The following is a 26,369-nucleotide window of genomic DNA, read 5'->3' as shown; positions in this document are numbered from 1 at the left end:
CAACAGGAAGTGTATTTTCAAGTACACTTCCTTTGAAAAAAATCACAATTTCTTTTAATCACACAAATAAAGGATATCGTGAAACAATTTAATCCGTAAAAACACAAAAACATGAGTCTAGAAGTAGACAACTATTTCATAGAAAAAACAAATGCTGTTAAAAAACGGTATCATAAAGATGACATCATAGTAGAAGAAGGAATGATATCTCGTTTTTTTTATTATCTAGAGCAAGGGGATTTGTGTGTGTATCATTTTACTGAAGATGGAAAAGAGTTTTTACAACATAAGGTAAGAGAACATACTTTTTTTGGTGAGCCTGCTACATTACTAGAAAAACCTTTCCCAGGAACAGTAAAGGTGACTTCAGAAGAGGCTCTAGTTATCAAAATTGAAAGAGCTAAATTCATGGAATTTCTCTCTTCACATCTTGATTGGAATATAGATTTTATGAAAACTATAGCCGCGAAAGCATTGGGTAGAAGTGATGCTCTAAAAAATATTATTTTTCAAAATCCTGAAGAAAAAATCCTGAATCTTTTAAATAATTATAAAAAAGGCAAAAAAGGAAGAAATGCTTATAAAATTAACAAGAAACGAAATGGCACAGATGCTAGGACTAACAGTAGAAACAGTAATAAGAACCATTAAAAAAATGGAAAAAAAAGGACTATTAAAAATATTGAAGGGAAAGGTTCACTATTAAAAAGACTGTACATGAATAAAATATCAGATAATTTTTTGGTAAAATTAGGACTATTCAACTTTCTTTTAGTAGCGATTTTAGGTGCTATAATGAGGTATAAGATTGTTTGGTCTATGCCCTTTTTCAATCAAAAGCATCTTCAGGAAGCTCACTCACATTTTGCTTTCTATGGCTGGGTAAGTTCAGTAATATACTTGCTCATGATATACTCTACAAGAGAAACATTATCAACCAAACAGTTGCATACATACAAAACCTTTATTATTCTAAATTTTGTAGCATCATACGGCATGCTATTTTCCTTTTTGTACGGAGGTTATTATTGGGGTTCTATATTTTGGTCTGCAATGGCTTTATTTCTAAGTTTTGGAATGTTATTTTTATGGATAAAGGACTATAAACATATACAACATCCTTCTAAAATTTGGTTTCTAGGAGGTTTATTTTTTGCTGGATTTTCTTCCTTTGGCGTTTTCAGTTTAGCTTATATGAAAGCCTTTGGAATTATTCATCAATCCTTGTATTGAGCTTCCACATTATTTTACCTACATTTTCAGTACAATGGTTTTTTTGTACTATCATGCATAGGCATTATTCTCAACTCTTTACCTTTACAACAAAAAGATTTATATAAACACAATCTTATTTTTGGAGCATTTGCCTTATCTACATTATGCTCTTATACCTTATCTATCAGCTGGATTGACGACTCTAAGTGGCTTTTAGGAATATCACTACTCGGAAATATCATTCAACTTTTAGCAATATATGGGTTAGCTCATCTAATAAAAAAGCACTTTAGAGTTTTTATAAAGAAATATACTTTATTAGAAAAGATAATTTTTAGTGTTGTTATTATATCTTATCTTATTAAAGTACTATTACAACAGATTTCAATTATTCCAGAAATAAGCCAATGGGTTTTTGGATTCAGAATGATAGTCATCGCTTATCTTCATTTAGTACTATTGGTTTGTATTAGTAGTTTCTTGTTACTTCAAATCATTGTAAAATACGGATTTTATCAATCTAAAATAGTCAAAACAGGGTTAATTTTATATTTAGTATCTATCATATTGAACGAATTAGTACTTGCTCAAATTGGGTTATTATCCTTGGTCAATATGTATTGGCGTTGCTCTCCTGTAATGTTATGGTGGATTTCTGTTGCTCTTATATTAGCTATTACACTCATTTTTATCGGATTGAAAATAAAAAATAAAGAGGAATTTCATTCCTCTTTATAAACAATAAAATTTTCTCCCTCATGTGTTAGCTTCCCCGAGTGTCCATCTTGAAGAATCTCCCATGAGATAAGATTTCCCTCAAAAATCGGATTACCCTCGTGATTAGTTCCTTTGGCATTAAGTTCATATTTTACACCATCTTTTTCTAAGTTTACCGCTACCTCATCACCTTTTGCAAAGTAAACTATGGTAATAGAGGTACCATCTGTACCCTTATAGGTCTTTTGGAGCTGTACAAGACTTTGTTCTGCCGTAAGATTTGGAGATGGTGTTGTTGTAGTTCCTTTGTCATTACACTCTATGAATACTCCTGCTACTACACAGGCAAAAAACAGGTATACTATTTTCATAAAACTATGGTTTTAGACTCAGGATATATTTTACCATTTTTTTTGCATTTTCTTCACTCATACCAGAGTGTGGAGTCATTGGAACCTCTCCCCAATTCCCCTTCCCTCCTTCAACTATTTTTTTTGCAAGCATATCAATATCTGCATCAGTGTATTTATTTGCTATATCCTGATAGGAAGGCCCTACCAATTTGGTGTCCACTTTATGACATCCTAAACAATCCGCTCCTTCTATAAGTACCAATCCTTCGTCTTTGTTAGGTAAATTTGTATTTTCTTTAGGAGCTGGTTCTTCAAGCATAATATTACTTTCTTTAGCTAGACTATTTTCTTTCTGTTCATCTTTTTGATTACACCCAATGATAGCTATAATACCTAGTGTATAAACCAATATTTTTTTCATAATAAAAAGATTTTTATAAAATTATCATACAAATGTCAATAAATTAAACCCAATATTTTATGATTCGAATCATAAGCTACAGCCCTACTATAAAGGTACCTTTGTCAGAGAAACATTAATACCTATTTGTAAAATGAAAAAGCTTAAATTATTTTTAATGAGTGGGGCAGTTTTGTCCGCTTTATCATGCGGCGGAAACAATAAGCCTGAAGATAGTGTATCTGTAACCTCTACAGAAACAACTCAAAGTAACGAAACACCTTCTACAGAAGGAAGTTATGACCCTCAAGTAGGGCTAGACAAATTTAATACTAGTAATGTAGATGTAACCAAATTTGATGCAACCATGGCTTCCGAAGGTGAAAAACTTGCAGAAGTCAAGTGTATTTCTTGTCATAAACCAAGTGATGAGAAATTAGTAGGACCAGGCTGGAAAGGTGTAACCCAACGCCGCACCGCTCCTTGGATTATGAATTTTATTACTAATCCAGACCCAATGATTGACAAAGACCCTGAACTACAAAAACAACTAGAACAGTGTATGGTAAGAATGCCTAACCAAAGTTTAAGCGATCAAGATGCGAGAAATATATTGGAATATATGAGACAAATTGATGGTGTAAAATAAAACATTACAATTATGAAGATAAATAAAATATTAGGCTATTCGGCACTATTTCTAGGGAGCATCTACGCCCTAGAAAGTTGTAAACCCAAAGGGACGGAAAATGCTGTAGCTGGTGATGCAGCAGAAAAAGTATATGTGGCACCGGGTAAACATGACGAATTTTATAATTTTGTCAGCGGTGGTTTTAACAGACAAATGGGAGTCTATGGTTTACCTAGCGGGAGATTACTAAAAGTAGTTCCTATATTCTCCGTAAATCCCGAAAATGGCTATGGTTACAGTGAAGAAACTAAGCCCATGTTAGAAACTTCACATGGTTTTATTCCTTGGGATGACCAGCATCACCTTGAACTTTCACAAACCAATGGAGAAGTTGATGGGCGTTGGATTTTTGCTAACGCTAATAACACACCTCGCATCGCAAGAGTAGACCTTTCTAGCTTTAAAACAGTAGAAGTTTTAGAACTACCAAACTCCGCAGGAAATCATTCATCTCCTTTTATTACAGAAAATACAGAGTATGTAGTAGCTGGAACTCGTTTTTCTGTACCTACTGATGATGCTAATGGTGATGTACCCATTAATAGTTTTAAAGAAAATTTTAAAGGCGTAATTTCCTTTGTAAAAGTAGATAAAACAACAGGAGAAATGAAACTGGCTTTTCAAATAGAAGCTCCTGGTGTCAATTTCGACTTATCTCATGCAGGCAAAGGTAAATCTCATGGCTGGTTCTTCTTCTCTTGTTATAATTCAGAGCAAGCTAATAGCCTATTAGAAGTTAACGCTTCTCAATTTGACAAAGATTTCATCATGGCTTTAGACTGGAAAAAAGCAGAAGAATATGTGAAAGCAGGTAAAGGGAGAAAGGTAAAAACCCAATACGCACACAACAAATGGAATGAAGAAACCCATACAGGTAGTTCTAAAATGGAACAAGAAGTAACGGTGCTGTCAGCTAAAGAACTTAAAGATTTATGCTACTTTATGCCAACACCTAAATCACCACATGGGTGTGATATAGACCCTACAGGTGAGTATATTGTAGGTTCGGGTAAATTAGCAGCTCTGATTCCTGTACATAGCTTCAGTAAAATGCTGAATGCTATCAAAAACAAAGAGTTTGCTGGAGAATATGACGGCATTTCTATTCTAAAATACGAATCTACCCTACACGGAGAAGTTCAAAAACCTGGTTTAGGTCCTCTTCATACAGAATTTGATGATAAAGGTTATGCTTATACTTCATTCTTTGTTTCTTCGGAGGTTGTAAAATGGGATATCAAAACTCTCAAAGTTTTAGATCGTCAACCTACATTCTATTCCGTAGGACATTTAATGATTCCAGGTGGAGACTCTAAGAAACCTTTCGGTAAATATTTGGTAGCTTATAACAAAATTACCAAAGATAGATTTTTACCTACAGGTCCAGAACTAGCTCAGTCTGCACAGTTATATGACATTAGTGGTGATAAGATGAAACTTTTACTAGACTTCCCTACATTTGGAGAGCCTCATTACGCACAAGCTCTTCCTGCAAAACTCATCGCAGATAAGCAAGTAAAATTCTATGATATTTCTAAGAACAAACACCCTTATGTAACCAAAGGTGAAGGTGAATCTAGAGTAGTTAGAGATGGTAATAAAGTTCATGTTTACATGACCTCCATCCGTTCTCATTTTGCTCCTGATAATATTGAGGGTATTAAAGTTGGTGATGAAGTTTATTTCCATGTAACCAATCTGGAACAAGACTGGGATGTCCCTCACGGATTTGCGATTAAGGGTGCAGAAAATGCAGAACTCCTCATTATGCCTGGAGAAACTTGCACACTTAAGTGGATTCCAAAAAAGGCAGGAATGTTCCCTATGTACTGTACTGACTTCTGCTCTGCTCTACACCAAGAAATGCAAGGCTATGTAAGAGTTTCACCAGCAGGAAGTTCAACACCTCTGTTGTTTAGCCTTAACAATAAAGCAGACAACGCCCAAGGTCCAGTAAAAAAAGCTGAAACTAAATAAAAAAAGAAAGGGCGGACATCTACCGCCCTTTACAAATAAAAATAATAATAGAAGACAATAAGCTGCAATGAAAAACAATAAACTATCAGCACTTTCTGTTCGGCTGCTTATTTTATGTGCTGTAGCTCTCATAGTAAGTATTTTTGTCCCTATTTGGGTAATTTACTTAGAAGCCCCACAGTATCCTGAAGGTCTAGAAATGTACCTCCATGCCAACAAAATTTCTGGCGATTACCAAATCATTAATGGGTTAAATCATTATATCGGAATGAAAGAAATCCATCAAGAGGATTTTTGGGAGTTTAAAGTACTACCCTATATTTTAGTATTTTTTGCAGTTTTTGCTTTTGCAGTGGCTTGGTTTAGAAAGATTATAGGACTATACTCGTTCTGCATATTATTCACACTGTTTGGTATCGCCTTTATGGTAGATTTTTATTTATGGGAATATGATTATGGGCATAACCTTAAACCAGATGCAGCCATTGTAGTTCCTGGTATGACCTACCAACCTCCTCTCTTAGGCTATAAGCAACTCCTAAATTTTGGTGCATACTCCTACCCTTATACAGGAGGCTGGATAATGATAACAGTAGCATTAGTTGCACTTATACTTTCTTTTTTTGAATTTAAAAACACTAAAAATTAAATCTTATGAAACATTATATTTTAACTTTATTATTAGCTTTTATCACATTCACTTCTTTTTCATGTAACAACAAAAATGTAGAAGCCATAGAACTAGGTAAAGACCAATGTTCACACTGTAAAATGACAATTCAAGATTCCCGATATGCCACCGAACTTATTACTGAAAAAGGCAGGATATACAAGTTTGATGATTTGGTATGTATGGAAGCCTACACAAGAGAAAATTCACAAAAAATAGGTAACGCCAAACTATTTGTTTCCGATTTTTTAACCTCAGAATTATTCCCTTTAGAAAAGGCATTCAAAATTACAGGGGGACAAGTAAAAAGCCCTATGAATGGTAATATAGCCACATTTAAAAATAAGAATGAAGCTATTAAAGAAGCCCATAGATTACAAGCTTCTGTAATTAATTAAAAAAACATCTTCCAAAAAAAGCCTTGATTAAATTCAGAATGATGCTTTTAAAACGATTACTAATTCTTTTTTGTCTTACAACTACCCTACTATCCTTTGCTAAAACCTATTTTGTAGGAGAAGGAAAGAGGTTTAGCACCATAAAATCAGCTCTCCAAAAAGCTAATAATGGAGACACGCTCATGGTTTATTTTGGACATTACAAAGAAGGTAATCTAAATTTAGATAAGTCAATCACCTTAATTGGCATCAATTACCCTGTATTGGACGGTGAGTTTAGACATGAAATAGTATCTTTTCGGTCAGATTACATCACTCTTCAAGGCTTTAAAATCATAAATTCTGGAGCTGATGAAGTCAGAAATATTGGAGCGGTAAGGTTATATGACAGTCGTTTTTCTGTTATCAGAAATAATATTTTTCAAAATAATTATTTTGGAATTACGGTTCAAAGAGGCGAAAGATGTTTGATTGAAAACAATAAAATTACCACTAATAGAGGGATTTCTCAGGAATCAATCGGAGATGGAATTCATGTATGGTCTAGTAATGAAATTTGGATTAAACGAAATTTCATCTCTGGACATAAAGATGGTATTTACCTAGAAAAAACAAACAACAGCTTCATTTTTAAAAACTTATCCTTAAAAAACAAACGCTACGGACTGCATTTTATGTTCTCACACAACAATGTTTATACTGCTAATGTTTTTAGACAAAATGAAGCTGGGGTTGCTGTAATGTATAGTAGGAATGTAGAAATGAGCTACAATAAATTTTTGAATAATAAGGGTGAAAATGTCTACGGACTTTTACTGAAAGATTTATCATTTAGTAAAATAAAACACAATACTTTTCAGAATAATTCCGTAGGTGTTTTTATGGATGGCTCCTCCAAAATTGATTTTTACTACAACGAATTTAAAGACAACGGTTGGGGACTAAGAATAAACGCTAATTGTATTGAAAATAAACTATTTAATAATAATTTTATAGCAAATATTTTTGATGTAAGTACCAGTGGCAGCATTTTTCTTAACACCTTTAAAAACAACTATTGGGATAAGTATGAGGGCTATGATATAGATAAAGATGGTGTAGGCGATATACCTTTTTACCCTCTAAGTCTTTACGCAGTAATATCAGAACAAAACCCTATGATAATGATTCTTTTCGGAACTTTTTTTGTGGAACTGATGAATCGTTCCGAAAAACTCATGCCAAGTCTTACACCTGATAGTTTTGTAGACGAAACTCCTTTGATAAAACGAAACAATACTTAATGAGTAAATAACTAAATGATAGAAATAAAAAACCTTACCAAGACTTTCGGCAAATTTAAAGCTCTCAACAATATTAATCTTTCATGTAAAACTGGGAGAGCTATTGCTCTTATTGGTCCAAACGGCTGTGGAAAAACCACTCTAATTAAGAGCATTTTAGGATTAAATACTGTTGAGTCTGGACAAATATTGGTTAATGGGAATGATGTTTCAGAAAGCTATCATTACCGTGAAATTATTGGCTACATGCCTCAGATAGGGAAATACCCTGAGAATATGACTATAAGGGAAACTCTAGATATAATTTTAAATAATCGTTCACAAACTAAAAAACTAGATATAGAGCTTATAGATGCCTATGATATAACAAAAATAGAGAATAAAAGAATGGGCAATCTTTCTGGAGGTACAATCCAGAAAGTCAGTGCCATAATAGCTTTTATGTTTAACCCTTCAATAATCATTTTAGATGAACCTACTGCGGGACTTGACCCTATTGCTGCTGAAATCCTTAAACATAAAATCATAAAAGAACAAAAAAAAGGAAAGCTAATTATCATTACGTCACACTTACTCAGTGATTTAGAGCAAATTGTAGATGAAGTCATATTTTTATCAGAAGGGAAAGTGATATTTCATAAAAATGTAGAGGACATAAAGCAAAGTACACAAGAGGATAGCCTATCAAAAGCCATAACAACGATACTAAGACAAGTACAAGATGTATAAAATCGCAAAGTTCATACTAACTGATATTTTAAAGAGCAAAGTTATTGCTGTGTATACGCTCATGTTATTTATTATATCATGGGCCATTCTAGGATTAGAAAGCAATCAGATAAAGGCTAATCTCAATCTACTAAATATTGTACTTTTTGTAGTTCCACTATTTAGTATTGTATTTTCAGTAATCTACATATACAACAGTACACAATTCATAGAACTTCTTTCTACTCAGCCTATTAAACGAGATGTAATATGGACGGGAACTTTTTTAGGGTTATCGCTATCTCAACTATTAGTGTTTTTAGCTGGCTGTGGCATTCCCATTATTCTGTATTCTACACTTACTTACGGATTATGTGTCTTACTAGGTGGTATGTTACTCTGCATAAGCTTTACCTCATTAGCCACGTATAGTTCTATTTCTACTAATGACAAAACAAAAGGAATAGGAATAGCTCTATTCATTTGGGTATTTTTTAATATCATCTATGACAGTTTGTTACTTATCTTGATGTTTCAATTTTCAGATTACCCTATAGAAAAACTAATAGTTGTATTATCCTCACTTAGTCCTATAGGGCTTACCCGTATTTTTGTACAACTACAGCTTGATATCTCTGGAATGCTAGGCTATTCAGGAGCAATTTTTAAATCAATTTTTGGTTCAGGTGGTGGAGTTTATATTTCTGTTCTTATTCTTCTGATTTGGATTATATTTCCTTTCTTATCAAGTTTACTTAAATTCAGAAAAAAAGATTTATAAATATTATGTTTCATATTCAATTGCTCTAGTCTCAATTAAATAAAAATAAACTTCGGTTTTAGTTTCATGTTCGTTTTTTTGTAACTTAGCAGAGTAACAACTAAAGATTAAAACAATGATTTTTAAAATAATACTAACAGGGTTACTTTCCCTTGGATTACTAACAGGTTGCAACTCACAAAAGCAAAACGATATGAACGAACCAAAAAACATAAGCACACTCATAAAAAAGATGGAAGGCTATGAACATCTCAGCATAACCCTTCCGAAAAAATCTAATGAAAAAGAGTTATTTCTAGAAATGATTCCAGGCAAGTGGCATAAGGTAGATTGTAACTCGTATGGATTACTAGGAAAAATTGAACAGAAAAAAGACCAAGAGACAAATATTTCTTACTATCTCTACGATACTGATGGTAACATGCGTTCAACTATGATGGCTTGCCCTGATATGAAGCTTACTAACAAATTTGTGGTTGGAGAAAGCAAAACTATCAACTATACAAGTGATACTCCCATTATAATTTTCTATCCAAAAGGCTACGAAATTAAACTTAAAGTTAAAAATCAACAAAACGAAGAAGTTCCTATAAAACTACCATAAATCCAATGATATTTACGGTAAGTTTTCGTAATTTTGCGGTTTGATTATTTAAAATAGAACCTATGAAAATAGTCGTTATTGGAGCCATGGAAGTTGAAATAAAGCATTTATGTGATGCTTTAGAAAACCCTATAAAAAAGGAAATTCACTCATTTCAATTTCATATTGGGACCATTACCAACCACGAAGTTATTGTTTTACTTTCTGGTGTTGGCAAGGTAAGTTCGGCTATAGGGACTTGTTTACTTATCAATCATTTTGCCCCTGATTTAATTATCAATACAGGAACTGCAGGTGGACTGAAAGAAGTTCAAGTTAAAGATATTATCCTCGCTACAGAAGTACGCCATCACGATGTGGATTTAACAGCCTTTGGTTACGAACTTGGACAACAATCTAAAATGCCTCCAGCCTTCATACCTGATTCTTTTTATGTAGAAAAAGCCGAGACTGTCATCAAAAAACACGGCATCAATGCTAACAAAGGGTTAGTCATTAGTGGTGATGCATTTATCAACTGTCCTGATAAATTCCAATGGCTTAAAGACAACTTCCGTACTGCCAAAGCCGTTGAGATGGAAGCCGCGTCTATCGCACAAGTATGCCACCAAATGAAAACACCTTTTATTGTTCTAAGAGCCATTTCGGATATTGCGGGAGAAGGCACTACGGTTTCTTTTGATACATTTGTTACCGAAGCTGGAAAAATCTCAGCAGAAATCAATATTGATTTAATTAAAAGTTTATAGTTGATTTTTACCCAATAATATACTGAAATATGCTATTACATATCCTGTGATAGCACTTATGACAATCAATATAAAAAACCAAAAAATCCAGTTGGCAAGAGTAGCATATTTTCCAAAGATTTTTCTAAAGAAGTGTTTTGTTTTTTGAAATATTTGATATTTCCCTTGATGGCTTAAGGAGTTTCTATTGAACTTAAAATCATCAGATTCATCGCTCAACTCACTCACCAAATCTGTAATTTCAACAACATAATTACCATAAACTTCTCTCAACCAAACCTTTCCCATGACATACATAATAATGGAAGTCATAAACAAGCTAACAACAACAAACATCACTCCATTCCAACTATTCAAATCCAAAAATAAAAGAAATACAGAAAATAATATAGGAACAAACGAAATATAATAAGATTTATAAAGCTCCGTATTAAGCACCAACTCGTACCTAAGATTAAGCAAATTGTGATAGGTCTGGAAATTTTGAGTACTAATAGTTTTATACAACGAATAAAACTTAACAAAATAATAAACAATTATAAGTATTGAAATAATATATAACAACAAAAACAAACTCCCTTGTTGTGCATTTTTTATTTGAGAATAATAAAGCGGAACTATAAGAACCATAGCAAGAAGTGTAGTCCAAAACTCCATTTTCATATTCGCTCTTATCTTTTCCAAGGGTGTTTTTACCGCCTTTTGCTGTTCCAAAGAAATATTAGGAAGGTCTGATACCTTCTCTCTATGCCACAAATCTTTTATATTATCAAGTTCCATAATATTTGATTTTTTTATTGTTGAGTTCTAAGTTCGTTAATCAAAGTTTTCAATTTTTGTTTAGCTCTATTTAGTTTCACTCTTACATTTACCTCTGTTATTCCCATTTGAGCTGCTATCTCTTTGCCAGAATAATTTTCTAAATAATAGAATATAAGCGCTTTATCTATTGCACCTAGCTGTTGTATTGCTTTATACATAAGTTCCAATTGCTGTTGTTCAACATCATTATTTTCCACCCTCTTATTTATCGTACTTAGCTCTATATCAGAAGTATTTATTTTTTTCTTATCACTTCTTAGAAAAACAATAGAAGTATTAAGAGCTACCCGATAAAGCCAAGTAGAAAATAAACTCTTGCCTTGAAAAGACGGATACGATTTCCACGCTTGATAGATAATCTCTTGAAACAAATCTTCTTGGTCGTTTTTATTATCCATATACATTTTGGATATTTTAAAAATAACCCCTTTATGCTTCTCTATTTGTTGTAAAAATTCTGTTTCCAGAGACATCATTAGCTTTTATGTAGAGTAAGTATCCAAATTACAAAAATGTTACAAAAATATTTTAATATATTTTTTTAGTGCTTTTTTATTATCCTAGGTCAATGCTTAAGGGTAAGGGATTAAGGTATCTTTGCTTAAGTAAAAAACATTCAAAATGAACACTAAAAAAATAGAGCTTATCGCAGCTCCTAGACCTGCACATTTTGTGGGAGATGGTTTTAGAGTACACAATTTTATTCCTAGCGGATTTAGATTAGATATGAAGAGAATGGATCCTTTCATTATGATGGATTATAATTCTAAGTTTTATTTTGAACCTTCCCAAACTCCTAGAGGCGTAGGCGTACACCCTCATCGTGGTTTTGAAACCGTAACTATAGCTTATCAGGGCAAAGTAGAACATCACGATAGTGCAGGCGGCGGTGGCATTATACAAGAAGGCGATGTACAGTGGATGACGGCTGGTAGCGGTGTACTCCATAAAGAATATCACGAAACTGAATGGAGTAAAAAAGGTGGCATTTTCCAAATGGTGCAACTATGGGTAAATCTCCCTTCTCGCTATAAAATGAGTCCTCCAAAATACCAATCTATACAACACGCAGAGTTTCCTAAAGTCTCTGTTGGCGAAAATAGTTGGGTAGAAGTAATTGCAGGAGAGTACAATGGTAGCAAAGGTATCGCAAGTACCTTCAGCCCAATACATATGATGAATGCAAGACTAAAAAAAGGTGCTAGTGCTTCATTTAGTTTCCCTGCTCATTTTAACACCGTTGCTTTGGTTATAGAGGGTAATATTATTGCAAACGAAGAGGAAGAGGCTCCTACAGACCATTTAGTTTTGTTTGAAAATAGTGGTGAAGATTTCAACATAGAAGCCCTAGATGATGCTGTTGTGCTTATCCTTAGTGGAGAACCACTTAACGAGCCTATAGCCGCTCACGGTCCGTTTGTAATGAACACTAGAGCAGAGATTATTCAGGCTTTTGATGACTTTAAAAATAACAAATTCGGAGTCTTAGAAGATTAACGAAAAGCAGGCTAAAAACCTGCTTTTTTATTTAACTCAAATTTAACTTTTTTTATAAATGCTTTGGCTAGACATTGGCAGGTTTAGCTGTATCTTTGGAAAACTAAAGAAGAGTGTTACAAGCACACTTAATTAAATAAAGAATAGTTATGGCTAAAAAAATATTATGGATAGATGACGAGGTAGATTTATTAAAACCTCATATCGTATTCTTAGAAAACAAAGGTTATCAGGTAACGCCCATCAATAATGTTAATGAAGCCTTAGAAATATTAGACGAAGAAAGTTTTTCATTAGTTCTTTTGGACGAAAATATGCCTGGTATTTCTGGGCTAGATGCCATACCGTTACTAAAGGAAAAAAATTCAGCAATGAAAATTGTAATGGTAACTAAAAGCGAAGAAGAACACATTATGGAACAAGCCATAGGTTCGCAAATTGCCGATTATATCTTAAAACCTGTAAATCCTAACCAAGTTCTGCTCTCTTTGAAAAAAAATCTACAAAGCGACGACCTTGTAGAACAACAAACCAAACAAGAATATCAGCAAGAGTTCAGAAACATAAGTATGGAGTTAAGTTATCTTAACACTTATGAAGACTGGAGTAATTATTATAAAAAAATATTAGGTTGGGAAATTAAGTTTGATAAAGTATTTGATAACGAATTTGCCGACTTGCTACAATCTCAAAAGGAGGAAGCCAATATACAGTTTGCCAAGTTTATAGAAAGAAACTACGAAAATTGGCTTAATTCAAACGAAAAGCCTCTTATGAGCCATACGCTTTTTAAAGAAAAGGTAAAACCAGAAATGCAGAATGATAAAGTTTTGCTACTTATGATAGATAACCTAAGGTATGACCAATGGAAAGTCATTGAACCATTGTTTCTTAAATTCTATAATAAAACTTTAGAAACTTCATATTACAGCATCTTACCTACGGCTACTCAATATGCGAGAAATGCTTTTTTTGCTGGATTGATGCCTTCCGAAATAGAAAAAAGATTTCCTGACCAATGGCTGAACGACAATGAAGAAGGTAATAAAAACGAAGTCGAACAAGATTTCTTAAAAGACCAAATGAAGCGTTTAGGACTATCTTCTAAAACAATGAAGTACATTAAAGTCTTAAACTCTGATTTTGAACAAAAGGTTTTAAAAGATTTTCATCAGCATCAAAACAAAGATTTAGTGGTAGTCGTCTATAATTTTATAGATATTTTATCTCACGCCAAAACGGATAACTCTATCGTTAATCAGTTGATTAGAGATGATAAAACGTTCCGTTCTCTTACCTTAAATTGGTTTGAAAATGCTCCTATTATGAGACTGATTAAACAAGCCGCAGAGTCTGGTTTTAAACTCATCATCACTACAGACCACGGCACCATCTATGTTAAAAAGCCAAGTAAAGTTGTAGGCGACAGAGAAACTTCCACCAATATACGCTACAAAACAGGGAAAAGCCTTTCTTATGAAGATTCTGATGTGTGGGCTATTAACCAACCAGAGAAGCTATTTCTCCCCAAAGGTAACCTAAGCAGCAAGTATGTATTTGCTAAGAATAATACCTTTTTAGCATATCCAAAAAACTACAATCACTTTGTTAATTATTATAAAGAAACCTACCAGCACGGTGGCATTTCTTTGGAGGAATGCATTATTCCATTTTGCGTTCTAGAACCCAAATAAAAATAAAAAGATAGAGATAATTTCTCTATCTTTTTTCATTTATATAAAATCCATTAACAATCTGTTGTAATTGCTCTTTATCTTCATTAGATAATTTTTTCCAAACAAAACCTTCTTTTAAGTTCGAACCCATTTTTTGAGGAAAAATCCCTGCTTCTAAATAAAGCTCTAAGAAACTAGGAGAAATAGCTGGAAGTGGCGTATCAAAACTAAAAGGATAATTTTCCACTACATTAAAGGTCAAATTACCTATTGTAAAGGTTTTATACCGTTGATATTTGTAAGTCGCTGGTTTTACAACTTGAGAAAGTTCTATATTTTTAATAAATCCACCCAGCCTAAAGCTAGGAATATATTTCACAATTAAAGATGGAGCAAATAAAAATACAGACATACCCAAAGTACCTATAATACTCACAAAAGCCACTTTCTTAGCGGAAAACCAATTCCTAAAAACCAAAAGAGCAACTACAAAAAATACTTCTAAGAAAAATCGGTATTGTGCTGAAAATAGCAACACCAAAACGCTTTTAATAAAAATTGATATTACAATAAGCCAAATCAAACGGCTTTTACTTTTAATAGCAAATATCAGTAATGCCAATAAACTCAAAACAAAAGCTACATTGATAACTCCTTTTATGCCTTTCAGGAATATCCAATTTTTAATACTTTCCCAAACCGAAAATTGCTTTATTTCCTCATAAGAATATTGAAAATCGTAAGTTTTAAGAATAGCTGTTTCGGCTGAATTTTTAAGTAAAAATTCGTTAGGTTTCCAACTCAAGCCTAAATCCAAAACTTGTACGGGAAAAATAGGAAACCCAAAGCAGTACCAATTTTTAATCACAAAAACAGACACCACGCCTACGCCTACTATTATCAACTTATAAGTGAATTTCCTTATCAAAAAAGCATATAAAAAGACCATCAACGGGAGCCATATTATGGTAGGTTTTATGCTGAAAATCCAAACCGAAAACCCAAACAATGCTGACACATTATAGTTTTTATTCAAAACTTCATTCAAGATTATTAAAGAGCCTACAATAACAGGCAAATCTGTACTTGGCGATTGTAAAAACAATAACAAAATAGGCAAAAATATAAAATGAACCCACGCCTTTTTTTCTATAATATAAATGATATATCCTAAAAGCAATACTACATTCAACCTCAGAAAAACATCGGAAGTATTAGAAAATCCAGCCTGTAAAATATGCCAAAGGGACATTTGCCCTAATATTAAATCTAAGTTTCCAATTCCCTTTACTAGACCTATCTCTGCAATCCATTTAATACTAGGTACATAATAACCAAAATGGTCTAAAATAAACGGATACCCACTCCCAAAAAGCAATACGACAAAAAGCAACAGAATAAAAACAGAATAATTTTTCGTAATAAAAGCACCTAAAAAGCGATACATTTTAAAGTAAATGAAAGCACTTAGTCCTAAACCCAAGCTAGAAACTTCTACTACTCTATTGATAGGCACTGCAAATGCTAAAACCGCCCATACCAAACTCAATCCCATACACCCTGCAAAAAAAGCAGAGGATAGTTTTTCTTCCCACAACTTTCCTAATAGTTTTTCAAATAGCATTCCTACCCCTAGCAAACTAGAGAAAATAACGCCTACGGAAAGTAACAGATAAAGCATAAAAACTATTTTTTATAAAAATTTAAAACATTATCTCTCATCTGTTTTTGTCGGTAAGGTTTTTCATTGAATATAGGAGCTTTAGTCCCATTGTTCAAAGTTAAATTAGGAGCTTTAATTACCACTGCCTCATCCCAAAGTTGAGCTTCAATAAAGGTATTTAACATCTTGCTTCCTCCCTCTATAATGATAGATTGTATCTGCTGTTCATACAAATGATACATCAGTTCTTCTAAAAAATTTTCTTTATCAATTTTTATCCACTTCAAATGGTCTTGATTGTCATTTTTATGAAGGTTAAAAATAATCGTAGGAGCATTAGTATTGAAAATATTAAAACTTTGAGGAACTTTAAGCTCTAAATCTATTAAAACTCTGGTAGGATTTCTACCGTCAAGATGCCTTACATCTAAAGTTGGGTTATCATTAAGTGCCGTTTGTGTCCCAACCAAAATAGCGTGTTCTTCGGCTCTCATCTTATGTACATATTGAGATGCCAAAGTATTGGATATAGGCGTTGGAACAAAATTTCGGTCTATAAAACCATCGTTAGACTCTGCCCATTTCAGGATAATGTATGGTCTTTTTTTCTCGTGGAAAGTAAAAAACCTTCTGTTAAGCCATCGGCATCGTTCCTCTAACACTTTATCAACCACTTCTATACCTGCCTCTTCTATCATTGCTTTACCTTTGCCACTCACTTTTTCATTAGAGTCAGCCGAGCCTATAACCACTTTTTTGAATCCAATTTCTGTAATTTTAGTAGCACAAGGTGGCGTTCTCCCAAAATGGGAACAAGGCTCTAATGAAACATAAATCGTAGATTCTTTTAAAAGCCCTTTGTTCTCAACCGAATTGATGGCGTTAATTTCTGCATGAGGTTCTCCTGCCTTGTGATGATAGCCTTCCCCTATGATGATGCCATTGTGTACAATTACCGCTCCCACCAAAGGATTAGGGTAAGTGTTACCTCTAGCCTTCTCTGCCAAAGCAATACACCGACTTATATATTTTTCGTGAGACATACGGAGCGTTTATTTTTGACATTAACTAAAAAACTTTGTTGAAATCAATCTAATCCCAACAAAGTTTTTGTTTCTATTTTCGTTTAACCTTTTATTATTCTCCAGAAATCATTTGATGTAATGTAATTCTAAGGCTCTCTAATTGAGCTCTCTTATCATCAATTTTTTCAAAAGTATCTTTTAACAACGGATTCTCTCTCGTTGGATTGTTAAAGAAAGAAAGGTTATTTTCTAACTTAACCACTTCAGCCTCAAGGTCTGTAATTTGGTTTTTAAGTTTACGAGCTCTATCGGTAATTTGAGACTCAGATAAGCCCTCTTCCTTAATATCAAACTCGTTGAGGTTATTAAGTTTTAGCTTTTGTTTTAGAGTTTTATTAAACTCTGAATTGATGCCCAACTTATCCTTAGGCACCTTGCCTATGGCATTCCATTTATTTTTAATATCCTCTATTATTTCTAGAGAGTTTTCTCCTTTCTCTATTTTTTTAAGTTCTTCTAGGAGAGCTTTCTTCTGCTTAAAGTTTTCATTCCAATCGTCTCCAGCCGCTTCGCTTTTGGTTCTATATTGGTCAAAGAAGTAGTTACAAGCCTCACGGAAAGCGTCCCATACCTTATTTGCTTGACTTCTAGGCACGTGTCCTATCGCCTGCCAATCTTTCTGAAGTTTCTTGAATAGCGGCACCATAGTCTCCCAATCTTCGGAGTTTTTGTTGTCTTGAGCCACTTTTATCAACTTATACTTTTCTTCTAAGTTGTTGATTTGAGTTTGTTTAAGACCTTTATAAAACTCGTTTTTAGCCGAATTAAAGGCTCTTACGCTTTGTTTAAAATCAGTCCAATTCTGGGTGGAAAGTTTTCTAGGAACGCTACCTAACTTTATAAACTCTTCTCTTAGCTCTTCCATTTTATTAATGGATTTCTGCCAATAATTATGGTTAGGTTTTTCTGGTGCTCCTAAGGCTTTGATTTGAGCAATAATGGTATTTTTCTTCTCTAGATTTTCTTTTTGTTCCGCTTCTCTCGCTGCGAAGAGTTCAGTTTTTCTATCGTGTATTTGGTTAGAAATTTCCTTAAACTCCTCCCAAGTGCTATCCCTAAACTCTTCTGCCACAGGTTCTGCCTCCTCTCTCCAAAGTTTATGGAGATACTGCAATTCGTTAAGTGCTTTTTGTATCAGTGGCTCTACCAATAGCTCTTTAGCACGAGCGATGATGTGCTGTCTCTTTTCCAAGTTATGGGCATACTCTTGCTCACGGTATTCTTTGTTGAGGTCTAGCATTTGGTAAAACCCATTGAGATGATGATAGTAGTTATTATTCAGATTTTTAAACTCCGACTTTGCTACTTTACCTGCATTAGCCCAAGCCTCTTTTATTTCTCTTATAGCTTTGAAGAGGTCTGTTCCTGGCTCTGTATTGGTGTAAAGATTTTTAAGTTTCTCCACAATCCCTAGCCTTACCTCTAGATTTTTTTGATGTTCTTCCTCTTGCTTTTGAGTAAAGAGGTCTCTCTTCTCTTTAAAAATATTGATGAGTGCAGAAAACTTTGCTTGTAAAGGGTGTTCGTAACTGAAAACCTCCGAAGGGTCATTATCTGCTGCTTCAAACTCCTGTTTTTTGTTTTCTGTTATTTCGTCTATTTGTTCGGAAATAGATTTTCTAAGGGCATTGAACTTCTGAATCTCCTCTCCTGCATTCTCTAGATTGATGAGCTTCTCTAACTTATCTACCAACTCTTTCAAAGATAACTTTTCGTTCTCTTCGTGGTCGTCGTCATCGTGGTCTTCCTCCTCAACTTCCAACTCCTGATAAGATGAAGTTTCTAAAACAGTATTTGCCTTTACTTCTTGGTTGGGTTGAGGTGTGTTCAATTCTTCTTGTCCAGAGTTCAGAGTTTCTTTGTTCATAGCAATATATTTTTAGCGTATTAAATTCTAATTAGGTACAATGCCCTAATTTTTCCATCGGCACTAAATTAAAGGTTTTTTATACTAAATTCCAAATTTCCCAGGCTTTTTCTGCCTGTTGTTCCAGCATAAATAGTCCATTAGCTGTCTTAGCTCCTCTTTTTTGAGCTTCTTTAATGAGTTTAGTTCGTTCGGGATTATAGATAAGGTCTAATACCAAGTGTTCGCCCGAAAGCCCATCAAACGGAAATGGGACACAGTCTTCCACATTAGGATAAGTACCTACGGGAGTACATTGTATGATGATTTGATATTCAGACAAATGCTCTCTGGTAAGCTGTTCAAACTTAATTGTCCCTCGCCTAGAGACCACAAGATACGGAATACCCTTACGCTCTAACACAAATTTAACGGCTTTAGCCGCTCCACCATCGCCTAGTACAAGTGCTTTCTGATGAATGGTTTTAAGATGGAGGTCTAAGGTTCGTTCAAAACCATAAGCATCTGTATTGTAGCCTATCTTCTTTCCGTCTTTAATGCTTACTGTATTTACCGCCCCTATGGCTTGGGCTTCTTCGCTAAGCTCATCTAGGTAATTTATAATTTCTACTTTGTATGGAATGGTAACATTAAAGCCCACCAATCTAGGATTAGACCATAATTCTGCAACGCCCTCTATACTAGGCAAATCTAAAATATAGTAGGAAATATCTTTAATAAATAATTTCTTAAACTTAGCCTCAAAATATTTTTGAGAGAATGAATATGAAATGTTTCTCCCTATAAGCCCCAACTGTTTTCCCATAAACTCGTTCCTAATAACCATCAAAGGTAAAGATTATTAAATAATTTCCACTTATAACTGCTCTTGTTTTTTAGCTTCTTCCCAAAGGCAGTCCATCTCTTCTAGAGAGAGGCTGTCTAGGTTGAGATTTTTCTGCGAAGCTAAAGCCTCCATCGTTTGAAAGCGACTGATGAATTTGTGATTGGTACGCTCTAAGGCAGTATCAGGATTGATGCCCGAAAGCCGAGCATAATTAACCAAAGAAAACAACACATCGCCAAATTCTTGCTCTTTCTGCTGTGGGTTTTGGGTATTGTGAAACTCTTGTAGCTCTTCTTCTACCTTGCTCCACGCCGCTTCGGCATTTGGAAACTCAAAACCGATGCCCCGCACCTTGTCTTGAATACGATATGCTTTTACCAAAGACGGCAAACCTTTAGGTACGCCCGACAAAATGGAACGATTACCTTCTTTGAGTTTGAGTTTTTCCCAATTTTGTTTCACCTCTTCCTCATCTTTTACCTCTGTATTGCCGTAGATATGAGGATGCCTGAAAATGAGTTTTTTGTTGAGTGATTTTAGGGCATCTCCTATATCAAAGTGCTGCTGCTCCGAGCCTATTTTGGCATAAAATACCAAATGTAAAAGGACATCTCCCAGTTCTTTCTTAATCTCGTCTAGGTCTTCGTTCAGAAGGGCATCGGATAGCTCATAGACTTCCTCTAGGGTGAGGTGTCTTAGACTTTGCAAGGTTTGTTTTCTGTCCCAAGGGCATTGCGCTCTTAGGGTATCCATAATCTCCAGTAATTCTCCAAAGGCGTTTAGTTGTTGCTCTCTCGTGGTCATATATTAAATCTATTAAAGCGGTTTTGCAAATATTTTATTAGTTTCTAAAGACATTTTGGTGCCATATCATTAGCACTATATAAAGTGTAAAGCCCCACATTAGCACTTTAGCATCGCAAAGTTATACTTTTAGAAGCTAATTTTGCGTCTGTAAAGGGTAATTTGCTTATAAATTATGTTTTTTATTAAATCAACCCCAAATACTCCCAATTTAACCTAGTGGACTTGGTCTAGAACCTAGAACTCTTGGTTCAGAACGTCATTTACTTCCTAACGAACCTAGACAACTTGGTTTAGAATATAGACGACTTGGTCTTTAGCTTAAAGCACTTCCTATTTAACCTAGACGACTTAGAAACGAACCTAGACGACTTAGCCTAGAACCTAAAACACTTCCAACTTAACCTAGACGACTTTACATTTAGCCCCAACCTCTTCCCAACGAACCTAGGCGACTTAGCCTAGAACCCTAAATTCCCTCCTCGCTCTATTAAACAAAAAACTTTGCTAAGAGATTCAGCAAAGTTTTTGTGATTGTTTTATTTTTCTTCTTCGTTTATTTCTTCTTTCACAAAGCTATCAGGTGTAATGTAACCTGCTTTCTGCAAAAGGTTGTACCACTGGGCAAGTTTTCTAATGTCGGACACATACACTCGCTCTGTATCATAAGTAGGCAAAGATTTTAGCATAAATGCTCTGAGCTCTTCGTCCGAAGATTTGTGGTTGATAGTTTGCTCGTAATTTTCGTTTTTAGCGATGTTTTCAAACACTTCAAACAATGGCACTTCTCTATCAAAACTGAACATTGCGATGTTATCCAAAAGACTTACCTGGCTTGAGTTAGAAATACTTAGCTTCTTCTTAGTAGTAATATCTTCTACAATAAAACCATTTCTAAGTTGAGAAACTAATTTATAAAGCCCTGGTTTTCCTGAAATTGAAATAATTTTTTCTAAAAGCATATCTTCGTTTTTTATCTTTATTTTAATCTATTTAGGGAATCTCATTTTGTAGCTTACGCTTACCTCTCCTGCCGATATTTTGTTGAGTTTTCCTTTCACTAATTTCTTCTTGAGTGCACTTAGTTTATCGGTGAACAGAATGCCCTCTATGTGGTCGTACTCGTGTTGTATGACTCTGGCTCTAATATCGGAGTAAGTTTCTGTGTGTTTTTTGAAATCTTCATCGTAATACTCTATCGTGATGGTGTCTTTCCTTTTAACATCTTCTCTTACTTCTGGTATAGAGAGGCAGCCTTCGTTAAACTTCCACTCTTCCCCTGTCTCCTCTAATATTTTGGCATTGATGAATACTTTTCTGAAATCTTTAAGCTCATCAGCTATATCTAAGTAATCTTCGTCTTCTGCCAAAGGTCTTACATCTACAATAAAAAGTCTAATATCTAACCCTATTTGCGGTGCTGCAAGCCCTATGCCATGAGCTCCTTCCATAGTTTCAAACATATTTTGGATAAGCTCCTTTAGATTAGGATAATCTGGTGTAATATCTTGTCCTTTCTTCCTAAGTACAGGGTCGCCGTAGGCTCTTATTGGTAGTATCATCTTTTCTGTTCTAAAAAGTTTTGTAAAATTATGGTGGCACTTATTTTATCTATAAGCCCTTTTTCTTGTCTTTGTTTTTTATTTTTCCCGCTCTGACTGATAAAAAAAGAAGCCATCTTAGAGGTAAATCTTTCATCTAAACGGTGAACCTCTATCTCTGGAAATTGAACTTTAAACTTTTCTATAAACTCTAAGATAGAAGTTTCTACTTCAGAGACATTACCCTTTAAATCCACAGGATAACCTACAACCACAGCTTCTACAGCATTATTGTGGATATATTCGGATAAGAATGACAAAAGTTCTCCCGTTGGCACTGAGGCAAGCCCACTAGCGATGAGCTTCATATCATCTGTTGCCGCTATACCCGTGCGTGCTTTACCGTAATCTATGGCTAATATCTGTCCCATAAAGAGGTGCAAATTTAATGATTTTTTAAACATATTTAAACATCGACGGTATTTTTAAGCATATAAATCAAAACCCACCTGCCTATTCTCGGTAAAGTAAGACAAAATTTACTAACTTTGCGTTCGGCAACGCTTTAGAAAAACTCTAGAGCGTTATCTTTATTTTTAGCACATCTTTATTATTATAGATTGAGTAATATGATTTTATCCCCAATCCACGAAAGCCTTTTACCTTTCCTCCTAAAACATCAATTCGGAAACTCCGTTTTGGAAGCTTTACCTCATCATCAGCATATTTCTGTAAAGGGAATGGCGGGTTCTAGCCCAAGTTTAATCTGTGCCGAGCTATTCCTCACCCAAAACCAACCTATCCTCCTTATAGTAGATGATAAGGAAGATGCCCACTACACCACTACAGAACTGGAAGAACTACTCGGCGAAGATAAGGTACTCTATTTCCCTGCCACCCACCTAGAGCCTTACCAAACCGAAAAAACACAAAATGCCAATTTGGTATTAAGAACCGAAGTGCTTAATCAGCTCAACGCCAATCCAGAGCCAAAAGTTATTGTAGCCCACTACGCTGCCCTTTGTGAAAAGGTGCTTAAAAAGGAAGATTTTAAAGCCATTTCTCACCATATTAAGGTGGGCTACCAGCTAGATTTTGATTTTACAGGCGAACTATTGGAGCAGTTTAATTTTCACTTAACCGATTTTGTTTCCGAACCAGGAGAGTTTGCCGTAAGAGGCGGTATTGTAGATGTATTCTCCTATGCCAATGATAAGCCTTATCGTATCACTTTTTTTGGCAACGAGGTAGAAAGCATCAAAACTTTTGATATTGAAACTCAACTATCCATAAGTAAGGTAGAAAGTCTGCAATTGGTTTCTAATATGAATTTTGCAGTGCAAGGCACCAAAGTTCCGTTCCTAGACTTACTGCCAAAAGATAGCTTTATTGTTACTAAAAATGCCTATCTAGGACTTAACTACATCAGAGATTTTTACACAAAAGCAGAGGAAAAATATACCCAACTCAACCCCGACATCAAACATCAAAAACCCAACGAACTATTTATATCAGACGAGGTATTTTTTAAAACCTATCAAAAGTTTAGAACGGTAGATTTTACCTCGCAATCGTTACAACTTCCTCAAGCTCCTTTTATTGAACTCAAACAAAACCCACAACCGAGTTTTAACAAGAATTTTGAACTCCTCATAGAAGACCTAGAAGAAAAACAAAAGCAAGGCTTTAATTTATGGATTTCGTTTTCCTCCGAAAAACAGAAAGAACGACTGAAAAGTATTTTTGAAGATTTGGGAAGCGCCATTTCTTTTCAGTTTTTCAAATCGGAGCTGCATCAAGGGTTTATAGACCACCAGCACAAAATCCTTGTCTATACTGACCATCAAATTTTTGATAGATACCAACGCTACCGAGCTAAAAACACTTTTGCCAAGTCTGAACAACTCACACTTAAAGATTTAATGTCTTTAAAAGTAGGCGACTACATTGCCCATATTGACCACGGCATCGGGAAGTTTATGGGGCTGGTAAAGGTAAATAATGGTGGTAAAACTCAAGAATGTTTTAAATTGACTTACAAGAACGGAGATTTGCTCTATGTAAGCATACACGCCCTGCATAAAATTTCTAAATATAATGGTGCCGAAGGTAAAGAAATTACACTTTCCAAAATAGGCTCTCCTTCGTGGAAGAACCTCAAAAATAAAACTAAAGCCAAGGTTAAACAAATTGCATTTGACCTTATAAAACTTTACGCTAAAAGGAAAACCGCCAAAGGCTTCGCCTATACACCAGACACTTACCTCCAAAATGAATTAGAGGCTAGCTTTCTCTACGAAGATACTCCAGACCAAGAAAAGGCAACGCTAGATGTTAAACGAGATATGGAAGCCGATACCATTATGGATAGACTCGTCTGTGGTGATGTGGGATTTGGTAAAACCGAAGTGGCTATAAGAGCCGCCTTTAAAGCCGCTACAGATGGTAAACAAGTTGCTGTTCTTGTACCTACTACCATTTTAGCGTTTCAGCATTACCGAAGTTTTGCAGAAAGGCTTAAAGATTTCCCTGTTAATATTTCATACCTCAATCGTTTTCGTACAGCAAAACAAAAACGAGAAACCCTAGAGAAACTCGCCGAAGGTAAAATTGACATCATCATCGGTACCCATCAACTTGCCTCCGACAAAGTCAAGTTTAAAGATTTAGGGCTTCTCATTATAGACGAAGAACATAAGTTTGGAGTTTCTGTAAAAGACAAACTTAAAACTTTAAAAGCCAATATAGATACTCTCACGCTTACCGCTACGCCTATCCCTAGAACGCTACAATTTTCGCTAATGGCAGCGAGAGATTTATCCGTAATTAAAACACCTCCACCCAACAGGCAACCTGTGGAAACTCAACTCATAGGTTTTGATGAAGAAATTATAAGAGATGCCATTTCCTACGAATTACAAAGAGATGGGCAGGTCTATTTCATCAATAACAGAATTGATAACTTAAAAGACATTGCGGGAATGATACAACGCCTCGTCCCCGATGCTAGAGTGATTACAGGACACGGACAAATGGACGGTAAGCAGCTAGAAGAAAACATATTAGACTTTATGGAAGGAAGGTATGATGTACTGGTTTCTACAACGATTGTAGAAAGTGGTGTAGATGTACCCAATGCTAATACTATCTTTATTAACGATGCCCAAAGGTTTGGTATGGCAGATGTCCACCAGATGCGTGGGCGAGTAGGAAGAAGCAACCGAAAAGCCTTTTGTTACCTTATTACACCACCTTTTGATATGGTAACTTCTGATGCTAGAAAACGACTTGAAGCTATAGAACAATTTTCCGATTTAGGCAGTGGTTTCCAAATCGCAATGAAAGACCTTGAAATTCGTGGTGCTGGTGATTTGCTCGGTGCGGAGCAAAGTGGATTTATCAACGAAATGGGCTTTGAAACTTATCAAAAGATAATGCAAGAAGCCTTAGAAGAACTACAAAACGATGCCGAGTTTGAAAGCCTTTTTGAAAACGAAGCAGACCGCAAAAAACTATTCAAATCCTCTAAAGATGTTAATATTGATACCGATTTGGAGCTGATGCTTCCTGACTCTTATGTAAGTAGTACCGAGGAACGACTAAGCCTCTACCAAAAACTTGCAGAAATAAATAACAAAGAGGAACTAAAGCGCTTTGAGGCAGAACTAGAAGACCGTTTTGGGTCATTGCCAGAAGAAGCCATCAACCTACTAAAATCAGTAGAGTTAAAATGGTTAGCCGCAGCTATTGGTTTTGAAAAAATTGTAATGAAAAATGGTATTTTATTGGGTTATTTCCCTAGCAATCCGCAAGACAAATTTTACCAAACCGAAAAGTTTAAAAAGATTATCCAGTATCTAAGCCAAAATCCTCAAAAGGCAAGTCTTAAAGAAAAACATTCGGCAGAGGGCAACCAGCTTATGATGAGAAAAGACCATATTAACGATGTAGATGAAGTGAATGAACTTCTGCAAGCTATACTCAACTAAATAAAAAAGCCTCAGAATATTCTGAGGCTTTTTTTAATCCCTAAAGGTAAAAT

27 protein-coding genes are annotated in these 26,369 nt (G+C 34.8%); 15 read left to right on the top strand and 12 right to left on the bottom strand.

Annotation, left to right across the window (positions count from 1 at the left end):
* The first annotated feature begins 111 nt into the window (after positions 1-111).
* The 3 genes from RA0C_RS10490 to RA0C_RS09490 are packed head-to-tail and all read left to right on the top strand — an operon-like array spanning position 112 to position 1,233.
* Positions 112-651, top strand: coding sequence for a Crp/Fnr family transcriptional regulator (locus tag RA0C_RS10490; protein ID WP_004919497.1), 540 nt, complete (start codon positions 112-114; stop codon positions 649-651).
* Positions 602-706 (top strand): helix-turn-helix domain-containing protein, encoded by a 105-nt coding sequence (locus tag RA0C_RS10665; protein WP_225908251.1) that lies wholly within the window; start codon positions 602-604, stop codon positions 704-706. Before RA0C_RS10490 ends, RA0C_RS10665 begins: the two co-directional genes overlap by 50 nt.
* An 11-nt stretch (positions 707-717) precedes the next feature.
* On the top strand, positions 718-1,233 hold the full coding sequence (locus RA0C_RS09490; RefSeq protein ID WP_004919501.1) for a hypothetical protein: 516 nt from the start codon (positions 718-720) through the stop codon (positions 1,231-1,233).
* A 704-nt stretch (positions 1,234-1,937) separates the two neighbouring features.
* Here the strand turns inward: RA0C_RS09490 and RA0C_RS09480 are convergent.
* Together RA0C_RS09480 and RA0C_RS09475 are read right to left on the bottom strand one after the other, a co-directional pair.
* Positions 1,938-2,303 carry a hypothetical protein gene (locus RA0C_RS09480; RefSeq protein WP_004919505.1) on the bottom strand — a complete coding sequence of 122 codons (366 nt, stop codon included), beginning with the start codon at positions 2,301-2,303 and terminating at the stop codon, positions 1,938-1,940.
* A gap of 4 nt (positions 2,304-2,307) precedes the next feature.
* Positions 2,308-2,706: a c-type cytochrome gene (locus tag RA0C_RS09475; RefSeq protein ID WP_004919507.1), complete on the bottom strand. Its 399-nt coding sequence runs from the start codon at positions 2,704-2,706 to the stop codon at positions 2,308-2,310.
* 133 nt (positions 2,707-2,839) lie between these two features.
* On the opposite strand from RA0C_RS09475, the gene RA0C_RS09470 reads away from it, so the two are divergent.
* From RA0C_RS09470 to RA0C_RS09430, 9 genes are all read left to right on the top strand, one after another.
* Positions 2,840-3,334, top strand: a complete 495-nt coding sequence (locus RA0C_RS09470; protein ID WP_004919509.1) for a c-type cytochrome — start codon at positions 2,840-2,842, stop codon at positions 3,332-3,334.
* Between the two features lie 12 nt (positions 3,335-3,346).
* A complete protein-coding gene (gene nosZ, locus RA0C_RS09465; RefSeq protein WP_004919511.1) occupies positions 3,347-5,353 on the top strand; it encodes a Sec-dependent nitrous-oxide reductase in 2,007 nt (668 codons plus the stop codon).
* Between the two features lie 67 nt (positions 5,354-5,420).
* Positions 5,421-6,002, top strand: a complete 582-nt coding sequence (locus RA0C_RS09460; RefSeq protein ID WP_004919512.1) for a hypothetical protein — start codon at positions 5,421-5,423, stop codon at positions 6,000-6,002.
* A gap of 5 nt (positions 6,003-6,007) precedes the next feature.
* Positions 6,008-6,421, top strand: a complete 414-nt coding sequence (locus RA0C_RS09455; protein WP_004919514.1) for a nitrous oxide reductase accessory protein NosL — start codon at positions 6,008-6,010, stop codon at positions 6,419-6,421.
* Between the two features lie 38 nt (positions 6,422-6,459).
* Positions 6,460-7,704, top strand: a complete 1,245-nt coding sequence (gene nosD / locus RA0C_RS09450; protein WP_013447165.1) for a nitrous oxide reductase family maturation protein NosD — start codon at positions 6,460-6,462, stop codon at positions 7,702-7,704.
* Positions 7,705-7,719: 15 nt separating this feature from the next.
* A complete protein-coding gene (locus RA0C_RS09445) occupies positions 7,720-8,433 on the top strand; it encodes an ABC transporter ATP-binding protein (RefSeq protein ID WP_004919518.1) in 714 nt (237 codons plus the stop codon).
* The gene (locus RA0C_RS09440) at positions 8,426-9,193 is read left to right on the top strand and encodes an ABC-2 transporter permease (protein WP_004919521.1); all 768 of its coding nucleotides are present in this window, start codon (positions 8,426-8,428) and stop codon (positions 9,191-9,193) included. The genes RA0C_RS09445 and RA0C_RS09440 overlap by 8 nt, the downstream gene beginning before the upstream one ends.
* Positions 9,194-9,308: 115 nt before the next feature.
* A complete protein-coding gene (locus RA0C_RS09435) occupies positions 9,309-9,797 on the top strand; it encodes an ecotin family protein (protein ID WP_004919524.1) in 489 nt (162 codons plus the stop codon).
* A gap of 62 nt (positions 9,798-9,859) precedes the next feature.
* Entirely contained in the window at positions 9,860-10,546 is a 687-nt protein-coding gene (locus tag RA0C_RS09430) for a 5'-methylthioadenosine/adenosylhomocysteine nucleosidase (RefSeq protein WP_013447164.1), read from the top strand.
* Here the strand turns inward: RA0C_RS09430 and RA0C_RS09425 are convergent.
* Both RA0C_RS09425 and RA0C_RS09420 read right to left on the bottom strand, forming a co-directional pair.
* Positions 10,541-11,326: a hypothetical protein gene (locus tag RA0C_RS09425; RefSeq protein ID WP_004919528.1), complete on the bottom strand. Its 786-nt coding sequence runs from the start codon at positions 11,324-11,326 to the stop codon at positions 10,541-10,543. The two genes, RA0C_RS09430 and RA0C_RS09425, sit on opposite strands and share 6 nt — an antisense overlap.
* Positions 11,327-11,340: 14 nt before the next feature.
* Positions 11,341-11,841: an RNA polymerase sigma factor gene (locus RA0C_RS09420; protein WP_004919530.1), complete on the bottom strand. Its 501-nt coding sequence runs from the start codon at positions 11,839-11,841 to the stop codon at positions 11,341-11,343.
* A 148-nt stretch (positions 11,842-11,989) separates the two neighbouring features.
* On the opposite strand from RA0C_RS09420, the gene RA0C_RS09415 reads away from it, so the two are divergent.
* Complete coding sequence (locus tag RA0C_RS09415; protein ID WP_004919532.1) at positions 11,990-12,865, top strand: pirin family protein; 876 nt, start codon at positions 11,990-11,992, stop codon at positions 12,863-12,865.
* A 149-nt stretch (positions 12,866-13,014) separates the two neighbouring features.
* Positions 13,015-14,559, top strand: a complete 1,545-nt coding sequence (gene porX, locus RA0C_RS09410) for a T9SS response regulator signal transducer PorX (protein WP_013447163.1) — start codon at positions 13,015-13,017, stop codon at positions 14,557-14,559.
* 25 nt (positions 14,560-14,584) lie between these two features.
* Here porX and RA0C_RS09405 read toward each other — a convergent pair whose 3' ends face one another.
* The 8 genes from RA0C_RS09405 to ruvX form a co-directional block, all read right to left on the bottom strand.
* Positions 14,585-16,222, bottom strand: coding sequence for an LIC_10190 family membrane protein (locus RA0C_RS09405; protein ID WP_013447162.1), 1,638 nt, complete (start codon positions 16,220-16,222; stop codon positions 14,585-14,587).
* A gap of 5 nt (positions 16,223-16,227) precedes the next feature.
* Positions 16,228-17,247: a bifunctional diaminohydroxyphosphoribosylaminopyrimidine deaminase/5-amino-6-(5-phosphoribosylamino)uracil reductase RibD gene (gene ribD / locus RA0C_RS09400; protein ID WP_004919537.1), complete on the bottom strand. Its 1,020-nt coding sequence runs from the start codon at positions 17,245-17,247 to the stop codon at positions 16,228-16,230.
* A 94-nt stretch (positions 17,248-17,341) separates the two neighbouring features.
* A complete protein-coding gene (locus tag RA0C_RS09395; protein WP_004919540.1) occupies positions 17,342-19,156 on the bottom strand; it encodes a DUF349 domain-containing protein in 1,815 nt (604 codons plus the stop codon).
* 79 nt (positions 19,157-19,235) lie between these two features.
* A complete protein-coding gene (locus RA0C_RS09390; RefSeq protein WP_004919542.1) occupies positions 19,236-19,982 on the bottom strand; it encodes a shikimate dehydrogenase family protein in 747 nt (248 codons plus the stop codon).
* Positions 19,983-20,012: 30 nt separating this feature from the next.
* On the bottom strand, positions 20,013-20,786 hold the full coding sequence (gene mazG, locus RA0C_RS09385; protein ID WP_004919543.1) for a nucleoside triphosphate pyrophosphohydrolase: 774 nt from the start codon (positions 20,784-20,786) through the stop codon (positions 20,013-20,015).
* Between the two features lie 539 nt (positions 20,787-21,325).
* Positions 21,326-21,748 (bottom strand): DUF5606 family protein, encoded by a 423-nt coding sequence (locus RA0C_RS09380; protein WP_004919546.1) that lies wholly within the window; start codon positions 21,746-21,748, stop codon positions 21,326-21,328.
* Positions 21,749-21,775: 27 nt separating this feature from the next.
* Positions 21,776-22,348, bottom strand: a complete 573-nt coding sequence (gene def / locus RA0C_RS09375; protein ID WP_004919548.1) for a peptide deformylase — start codon at positions 22,346-22,348, stop codon at positions 21,776-21,778.
* Complete coding sequence (ruvX, locus tag RA0C_RS09370) at positions 22,345-22,758, bottom strand: Holliday junction resolvase RuvX (protein WP_004919550.1); 414 nt, start codon at positions 22,756-22,758, stop codon at positions 22,345-22,347. The genes def and ruvX overlap by 4 nt, the downstream gene beginning before the upstream one ends.
* 198 nt (positions 22,759-22,956) lie before the next feature.
* Here ruvX and mfd point away from each other — a divergent pair, with 198 nt between their 5' ends.
* Positions 22,957-26,316 (top strand): transcription-repair coupling factor, encoded by a 3,360-nt coding sequence (gene mfd, locus RA0C_RS09365; protein ID WP_013447161.1) that lies wholly within the window; start codon positions 22,957-22,959, stop codon positions 26,314-26,316.
* Positions 26,317-26,369 lie beyond the last annotated feature (53 nt).

Source organism: Riemerella anatipestifer ATCC 11845 = DSM 15868 (assembly GCF_000252855.1).
Taxonomy (GTDB): domain Bacteria; phylum Bacteroidota; class Bacteroidia; order Flavobacteriales; family Weeksellaceae; genus Riemerella; species Riemerella anatipestifera.
The sequence above is the reverse complement of the archived record's forward strand: the minus strand, read 5'-3'. Positions and strand labels throughout refer to the sequence as shown.

Bases quoted from the DNA above. Each gene is read 5' to 3' on its own strand.
- RA0C_RS10490 (WP_004919497.1), top strand. From the start codon at position 112: ATGAGTCTAGAAGTAGACAACTATTTCATAGAAAAAACAAATGCTGTT.
- RA0C_RS10665 (WP_225908251.1), top strand. From the start codon at position 602: ATGGCACAGATGCTAGGACTAACAGTAGAAACAGTAATAAGAACCATT.
- RA0C_RS09490 (WP_004919501.1), top strand. From the start codon at position 718: ATGAATAAAATATCAGATAATTTTTTGGTAAAATTAGGACTATTCAAC.
- RA0C_RS09480 (WP_004919505.1), bottom strand. From the start codon at position 2,303: ATGAAAATAGTATACCTGTTTTTTGCCTGTGTAGTAGCAGGAGTATTC.
- RA0C_RS09475 (WP_004919507.1), bottom strand. From the start codon at position 2,706: ATGAAAAAAATATTGGTTTATACACTAGGTATTATAGCTATCATTGGG.
- RA0C_RS09470 (WP_004919509.1), top strand. From the start codon at position 2,840: ATGAAAAAGCTTAAATTATTTTTAATGAGTGGGGCAGTTTTGTCCGCT.
- nosZ (WP_004919511.1), top strand. From the start codon at position 3,347: ATGAAGATAAATAAAATATTAGGCTATTCGGCACTATTTCTAGGGAGC.
- RA0C_RS09460 (WP_004919512.1), top strand. From the start codon at position 5,421: ATGAAAAACAATAAACTATCAGCACTTTCTGTTCGGCTGCTTATTTTA.
- RA0C_RS09455 (WP_004919514.1), top strand. From the start codon at position 6,008: ATGAAACATTATATTTTAACTTTATTATTAGCTTTTATCACATTCACT.
- nosD (WP_013447165.1), top strand. From the start codon at position 6,460: ATGATGCTTTTAAAACGATTACTAATTCTTTTTTGTCTTACAACTACC.
- RA0C_RS09445 (WP_004919518.1), top strand. From the start codon at position 7,720: ATGATAGAAATAAAAAACCTTACCAAGACTTTCGGCAAATTTAAAGCT.
- RA0C_RS09440 (WP_004919521.1), top strand. From the start codon at position 8,426: ATGTATAAAATCGCAAAGTTCATACTAACTGATATTTTAAAGAGCAAA.
- RA0C_RS09435 (WP_004919524.1), top strand. From the start codon at position 9,309: ATGATTTTTAAAATAATACTAACAGGGTTACTTTCCCTTGGATTACTA.
- RA0C_RS09430 (WP_013447164.1), top strand. From the start codon at position 9,860: ATGAAAATAGTCGTTATTGGAGCCATGGAAGTTGAAATAAAGCATTTA.
- RA0C_RS09425 (WP_004919528.1), bottom strand. From the start codon at position 11,326: ATGGAACTTGATAATATAAAAGATTTGTGGCATAGAGAGAAGGTATCA.
- RA0C_RS09420 (WP_004919530.1), bottom strand. From the start codon at position 11,841: ATGTCTCTGGAAACAGAATTTTTACAACAAATAGAGAAGCATAAAGGG.
- RA0C_RS09415 (WP_004919532.1), top strand. From the start codon at position 11,990: ATGAACACTAAAAAAATAGAGCTTATCGCAGCTCCTAGACCTGCACAT.
- porX (WP_013447163.1), top strand. From the start codon at position 13,015: ATGGCTAAAAAAATATTATGGATAGATGACGAGGTAGATTTATTAAAA.
- RA0C_RS09405 (WP_013447162.1), bottom strand. From the start codon at position 16,222: ATGCTTTATCTGTTACTTTCCGTAGGCGTTATTTTCTCTAGTTTGCTA.
- ribD (WP_004919537.1), bottom strand. From the start codon at position 17,247: ATGTCTCACGAAAAATATATAAGTCGGTGTATTGCTTTGGCAGAGAAG.
- RA0C_RS09395 (WP_004919540.1), bottom strand. From the start codon at position 19,156: ATGAACAAAGAAACTCTGAACTCTGGACAAGAAGAATTGAACACACCT.
- RA0C_RS09390 (WP_004919542.1), bottom strand. From the start codon at position 19,982: ATGGTTATTAGGAACGAGTTTATGGGAAAACAGTTGGGGCTTATAGGG.
- mazG (WP_004919543.1), bottom strand. From the start codon at position 20,786: ATGACCACGAGAGAGCAACAACTAAACGCCTTTGGAGAATTACTGGAG.
- RA0C_RS09380 (WP_004919546.1), bottom strand. From the start codon at position 21,748: ATGCTTTTAGAAAAAATTATTTCAATTTCAGGAAAACCAGGGCTTTAT.
- def (WP_004919548.1), bottom strand. From the start codon at position 22,348: ATGATACTACCAATAAGAGCCTACGGCGACCCTGTACTTAGGAAGAAA.
- ruvX (WP_004919550.1), bottom strand. From the start codon at position 22,758: ATGGGACAGATATTAGCCATAGATTACGGTAAAGCACGCACGGGTATA.
- mfd (WP_013447161.1), top strand. From the start codon at position 22,957: ATGATTTTATCCCCAATCCACGAAAGCCTTTTACCTTTCCTCCTAAAA.